5 protein-coding genes and 1 pseudogene are annotated in these 5,678 nt (G+C 45.5%); all 6 read right to left on the bottom strand.

Going from position 1 to position 5,678, the window contains the following annotated elements; genetic code table 11:
* Positions 1 to 339 (bottom strand): annotated as a pseudogene (locus LD39_RS02895) (amidohydrolase); the annotation flags it as partial.
* Between the two features lie 13 nt (positions 340 to 352).
* On the bottom strand, positions 353 to 2,473 hold the full coding sequence (locus LD39_RS02900; RefSeq protein ID WP_035542709.1) for a GAF domain-containing protein: 2,121 nt from the start codon (positions 2,471 to 2,473) through the stop codon (positions 353 to 355).
* A gap of 51 nt (positions 2,474 to 2,524) precedes the next feature.
* Positions 2,525 to 3,190 carry a DUF1028 domain-containing protein gene (locus tag LD39_RS02905; protein WP_035542711.1) on the bottom strand — a complete coding sequence of 222 codons (666 nt, stop codon included), beginning with the start codon at positions 3,188 to 3,190 and terminating at the stop codon, positions 2,525 to 2,527.
* Positions 3,191 to 3,193: 3 nt separating this feature from the next.
* The gene (locus LD39_RS02910; RefSeq protein ID WP_035542714.1) at positions 3,194 to 4,156 is read right to left on the bottom strand and encodes an ABC transporter ATP-binding protein; all 963 of its coding nucleotides are present in this window, start codon (positions 4,154 to 4,156) and stop codon (positions 3,194 to 3,196) included.
* A complete protein-coding gene (locus tag LD39_RS02915) occupies positions 4,107 to 5,135 on the bottom strand; it encodes an ABC transporter ATP-binding protein (protein WP_035542716.1) in 1,029 nt (342 codons plus the stop codon). Before LD39_RS02915 ends, LD39_RS02910 begins: the two co-directional genes overlap by 50 nt.
* A 16-nt stretch (positions 5,136 to 5,151) precedes the next feature.
* A partial coding sequence (locus tag LD39_RS02920) for an ABC transporter permease (protein WP_035542717.1) occupies positions 5,152 to 5,678 on the bottom strand: 527 nt, incomplete at its 5' end.

Genomic DNA, 5,678 nt, shown 5'->3' on the forward strand with positions numbered 1-5,678 from the left:
TTGAGCTGTGGTAATTCCAGCCTGCACAGCATCGTGAAAACCACGATCATTCGGATTGACACCATCAATCGCACGTAAATGTGGGGTCATCGCTTCTGAAGTTTCATTAAAATCGGCACCTTCCCAGCCATAACCTTCTTCATCAATGCCTAAATGAGTATGAGCATCGATCCAGCCTGGAGTAAGAATTTTCCCTGCTCCCTCAATCACTTTGTCGCAACCCGATACGTCTACATCATTACCGAAATTCTTAATCTTACCTTTCTCAATAATGAGAGTCGCATGATCGATAGAAGACCCAGAGACGGGAACGATGGTGATATTCTGTATAGCTAACATATGATTTCCCTCCCTATTTCTCGTTGATATAATTATAAACTTGGCAAGACAGCTGAACATTGAACCAATCATCGGAGTGATCGAAATCTAGCTCAAGAATATCTTGGATCCGTTTAATACGATAATAAAGTGTGTTCGCATGAATGTTCAGATGCTCTGTAATCTTACGTAAATCTTTATCATACATAATGTATGTCGTTAGGGTTTGAATAAAATCACTATTTTTCTGACGATCGTATTGGATCAAGGGACCTAGAATATCAGATACATAGAGCTGGAGCTCTTCCTCACTATGCTGTAAGAAAAATCGATAAACCCCTGCCTCTACGAAACTCATGACTTTTTTATCTGGCTGGCTATCAAGAAGCTGTATGCATTTCTCAGCGTCCTTATAGGAGTGATTCAAACAGGAAAGGTTTTTATGCACTCGGCCGACCCCGAGTTTTATCGGTGCTGATGTCTTTTCCATTTGATGAACAAACGGTTTAATACATTCTCGAGCAGCCATTTTCCCATCTGCATCTGGAAAACTGACCATCGCAAAAATGTACGTACTGTTCATCGATACAATCCCATTAAGTTGATAAACAGATAACGCGTGCTCAATGCTCTCCACGACCTCATCCTTTTGCCTTCGAGCGTTTTGAGTCATTGCCGCATTTTCAGCGAAAGCTGGATCAATTTTGCACAAGACCATCACATAATAATCGGAAAGTGAAAATCCGAGGTTCGATGCCTGCGCTTCCAGAGATGGAGTTATTTCCCCAGCAAGCACACCTTCTACTAGTTCACCTTTCGCCCGGTTTTCAGCTTCACGGATAGCATCCTGTTTAGTTAATTCAAGCGAAAGCACCGTAGCCCCATATTCGAACAGAACGATATCATTTTCAAAAAAGTCAGCAGAGTCAATCCAGACACAGAGAAACCCCCACATCGAATCTACGCCCACAACTGGAAGCACGACAAGTCGTTCTTCTCCTTCTGTGGTAATCTGCTGCCACTTATTCGTAGAAATGACTTTTTTAACACGGTCGTGACTAAGAAACTTCTCAGGCAATTGCTTTCCTTCTGCTTCTTTGTCTATGTAATAGAGTTTAAGTAAAGAATCATAGATGGCAAACGGATAACGCACCATACGTTTCAATGTACGAACGATTGCTTCCGCTCCTTCTCCACGGGCAGCGATATTGGTGAGCTGATGGTGGAAGTCAGTTGTGCGCTGCATCGTGACGTGCTCTTTTCGCAGCGCCTGGTGGGTTTGCTGCAGTTCTTTCCGCTGCTTCCGCTCCTGCTTATAAAGCTTTGCATGAGTAATAACAATTGCGACATGATCGGCAAGTGATTCAAGAAGCTCCAAATCCTGTTCTGAGAAAAAACTATTTTCCTTAAAACTATCAATGGTCAGTACTCCGATCGTCTCATATTGAAATCGCAGAGGGACAGAAATCATGCTGTCAGGGAAGGCCTTATCGATCGTCGAGTCAATGTAATATTGAAAATTAGCTTGAGACATATTCCTCATCGTTTCAGCAATTTGCTTTTCCCCATGGATCATCATCGATTTGCCATGCTGGAATACCATCCCACTGACACCTTCGCCTACTCTCAATCTCGTTTTCTTGTAGCTATGCTCCTTGAATCCTACGGCCGATTGGACGAGAAGTTTATCGAGCTTTTCGTCATACAAAAATAAAAAGCCTGTATCTGCTGCGGATAATGCATCGACGACAGATTCGATGATGATCTCCAATATATTGTCTTCGTACATACGAGAAGCAAGCGTATGAGCGACGTCCATCAATAGATCAAGGGAATTCTGCTTCTCCTGATCTTTCATGTAATTCATGAGCAGCTTCAACCAAGGCTCATATTGATGGAAATAGTCATACGCTTCTCTCTCGTTATAGCTTTTTGAACCTGCAAGAACGACGATGATCTCTTCATATTGGAAGGCTCGCATTGTTGGTGAAATATGAATGATCGATTCCTGACTGGCCAGGCACATATCAATCCAGCTCGTCACGTTGATAAAATTTTCCCTTCCTGAAATCGCCTTTCTAGAATCTTTATCGATTAAATAGATTTGATCCTGGTAGAATTGATTTTTCAACTGGTTCAATAATTCTGTTCTCATCGTCCCACCTCATCATCTACTATAGAAGAATTTACTCAAAAAACAAAATCTTCAAAAGACGGTGCCTTCCTTCACCGCATCAATCCACTCGTAATAGCGCTCGATTAAGACAGACTTGTTCTTCTCATAAATTCGTCGAAGTTCCCTCACAGGTTCTTCATGGTCATCGACTCGAAAATCAACAAATGGATATTGATCGACAGCGACAACTTTAATGGCTGACGACTGTTTCCCTCTGACATCCCCACCTGCTGCGTCTGCTGCTTCTAAGGCTAGAAGTAAACGATCCGCTAATGGTCCTGAAGAATTTTCAAATGCCTCAGCCATATCATCGATAACCTCAGGTCCTGTTAGTAAATTCCCTTGGATTGAATATTGGTCACCGATATGATGTCCTTTGTACCCATCATTTTCAACTCCCGTATAGGCGGCACAATTTCCGTAGGAATCCATGACAGCAACCTGACGCAGTTCTTTACCTGGGTCATCCAGCAAAAGATGGTTCAACGTCTCATTCGCCGTACGGCCCTGCTTCAAGTGATCAAGTCCTTCTTGACCAAGGGGAGGATTCACCCATCCTTGAGTAACGACAGCACCGACATTCGGTTCAATGTGAGGAGAATGTGCGCCCACCCCAGGAAAGCAGGTGGCTACCGCACCTCCGAAGTTCCCGGTTTCCGGGCACCGCGCAATGATGGAAAACGTATTAAGCTTCATAGATTACACCTCATGACAGGCCACATAATGACCATTTTTTATTTCTCTGAATTCCGGAACCTCCCGCTTGCATCGTTCGGTAGCAATCGGGCACCGTGTATGAAAACGACACCCGGACGGTGGATTATCCGGACTTGGTACTTCCCCTTCCAACGGGATCTTTTCTCTTTTCGCATGGATATCAGGCACGGGAATGGAAGATAACAATGCCTGGGTATAGGGATGAAGCGGGTTGTCATATAGCTCATCACTTTCTGACAGCTCCATCATCTGCCCGAGATACATCACGCCGACCCGGTCACTAATATACTGCACGACACTCAAGTCATGAGCGATGAATAAGTATGTGAAATTGTACTCCTCTTGCAAATCCATTAAGAGGTTGATGATCTGTGCCTGAATAGATACGTCGAGGGCAGCCACAGGTTCGTCAGCGACGATAAACTTAGGCTTCAACGCAAGAGCACGCGCGATTCCGATCCGCTGACGCTGTCCACCAGAAAATTCGTGTGGGTACCGATCCTTATAGCTTTCAGGGATACCAACATCCTTTAGCAGCTGATAAACCCTTTCCTTGCGCTCTTTTTTCGGCATGCCGATCGTCATCAATGGCTCTTCGATGATATCTTCCACCGCCATTCTCGGATTCAAGGAAGCAAATGGATCCTGAAAGATCATCTGAAAATCACGTCGGCGTTTCTTCAATTCTTTTTTATCCCATTTGAGAATGTTTTCCCCTTCGAAATAAATCGAACCATCAGTCGCATCTAATAAACGCATCAACAGACGGCCAGTTGTTGATTTTCCGCAACCGGATTCTCCGACAATTCCGAGAGTTTCCCCTTTATGGACAGAAAAACTAATGTCATCTACGGCTTTGACCGTGCTCTTTTTTCTAAACAATCCATTGGAAATATCAAAGTACTTCTTCAACCCGTCGACGCGTACGATTTCTTCCGTTGCCATCGTTGTTATCCTCCTCTTCTAGCCAGCATGCCACTGTATGTTGTTCCGACTCTGAAGCGATTAGCTCCGGCTGTTTCTCTAAGCATTGATCCATTACAAACGGACAGCGCTCTGCGAAACGGCACCCTTTAGGAAGATCGTGCAGGTTGGGCGGCTGTCCCTCAATCGGCTGGAGACGCTCTCTTTTCCCTGGGCGCGGAACCGAATTCAGTAACCCTTGTGTGTAGGGGTGCTTCGGACGATCGAAAATATCCTCCACTGTACCTTCTTCGACAATCTTTCCTGCGTACATAACGGCTACCTTATCACAAAGTTCAGCGACAACACCTAAGTCGTGTGTGATGAGAACAATTGCGGTTCCGGTCTCATCTCTCAACCCGCGTAAAATATCCAAGACTTGGGCCTGAATGGTGACGTCAAGCGCTGTCGTAGGCTCATCTGCAATGATCAAATCCGGATCACAAGCGAGCGACATAGCAATAACTCCACGTTGACGCATTCCGCCACTGAAGTGGTGAGGATACTGTTCGGCCCTTTTTGCAGGAGAAGGGATGCCGACCTTCGTCAACATCTCTACCGCACGCTTCCAGGCGGACTTCTTATCCTTCTTCTCGTGAATGATCGGCATTTCAGCGATTTGGGTGCCGACCGTATATGCCGGGTTCAAAGACGTCATCGGGTCCTGGAATACCATCGAGAGGTCCTTCCCACGGATCTTCTGCATCTCAAGGCTCGACTTTTTCAACAAGTCCTGCCCGTGGTACAGAACTTCGCCTGTGACCTCTTCACTCTTTTTCTCTCCGACAAGACGCATAATCGATTGGGACGTTACACTCTTCCCGCAGCCAGATTCACCGACAACTGCGAGAATTTCTCCCTTCTTCACTTTGAGACTGACTCCGTCAACGGCTTTGACGACTCCTTTTTTCGTGTGAAAATGGGTCTTCAAATCGTTAACTTCCATAATGTAATCAGACATCGAATCTCTCCTTTTCTTACGCTGACTCATTTTTCAGGCGAGGATCCAGCGCGTCACGTAGTCCATCTCCCATAACGTTGAAGCTGAAGACGGCAAGTGTAATCGCAATTCCCGGGAAGACAGCGATCCACCAGGCGGATTCCATCCAGTCCTTTCCTTCACTGAGCATGATGCCCCAGGACGGTGTATCAGGAGAAACACCTAATCCAAGAAAGCTAAGGGCCGCTTCGGCTAGAATGGCAAACGCAAACGATAGCGTCACCTGGACAATGAGCGGAGCCATGCTGTTCGGAATGATATGCTTCCACATAATTTTCAAGTTGCTGACACCCATGGACTGTGCCGCTTCTATATATAGTGAGTTTTTATTAGATAAAACAGATCCCCGTGCGATTCGGGCAAAAATCGGTGTGTAAACGATCCCGACGGCAATCATTAAGTTCGTCAAGCTCGGTCCTAAAATCGCCATGATGACAAGAGCAAGCAAAATGTCAGGAAAAGCGAACATAACATCCGTTAAGCGAGACAACACGGCATCGACCC

Origin of the sequence: Halobacillus sp. BBL2006 (genome assembly GCF_000786645.1) — a bacterium.
In the GTDB taxonomy this organism is placed as follows: domain Bacteria; phylum Bacillota; class Bacilli; order Bacillales; family Halobacillaceae; genus Halobacillus.

Excerpts from the sequence above, each read along its gene's own strand:
- LD39_RS02900 (WP_035542709.1), bottom strand. The coding sequence starts at position 2,473 with ATGAGAACAGAATTATTGAACCAGTTGAAAAATCAATTCTACCAGGAT.
- LD39_RS02905 (WP_035542711.1), bottom strand. The coding sequence starts at position 3,190 with ATGAAGCTTAATACGTTTTCCATCATTGCGCGGTGCCCGGAAACCGGG.
- LD39_RS02910 (WP_035542714.1), bottom strand. The coding sequence starts at position 4,156 with ATGGCAACGGAAGAAATCGTACGCGTCGACGGGTTGAAGAAGTACTTT.
- LD39_RS02915 (WP_035542716.1), bottom strand. The coding sequence starts at position 5,135 with ATGTCTGATTACATTATGGAAGTTAACGATTTGAAGACCCATTTTCAC.